Annotated in this window: 1 pseudogene; it reads left to right on the top strand. The window is 72.1% G+C overall.

Annotation, left to right across the window (positions count from 1 at the left end):
• Positions 1-240, top strand: a pseudogene (locus tag GV790_RS28940) (hypothetical protein); the annotation flags it as partial.

Here is a 240-nt window from a genome sequence, read left to right as displayed (position 1 = left end):
TGCAGCGCTGGGCCGTCGACCTGGAGAGCAAGACCATCGCCCAGCTCCGGACCACCTGCTGGACGCTGCCGCCGCTCACCGTCGCCGATATGTACGCCGATCCACAGCCCGTGCTGGCCGCGCTGGCCCGGCCAGGAACCGTCACCGATGACGTCATCACCTGGCGCAGCAGCGCGGGCACCACCGTCACCGTGGACCGGGCGGCCGTCGCCTCCGGCTACGCCTGCCCCAGGGTCTTCC

The sequence above is a fragment of the Nocardia cyriacigeorgica genome (genome assembly GCF_010858045.1).
Lineage (GTDB): Bacteria > Actinomycetota > Actinomycetes > Mycobacteriales > Mycobacteriaceae > Nocardia > Nocardia cyriacigeorgica_E.
The sequence above is the reverse complement of the archived record's forward strand: the minus strand, read 5'-3'. Positions and strand labels throughout refer to the sequence as shown.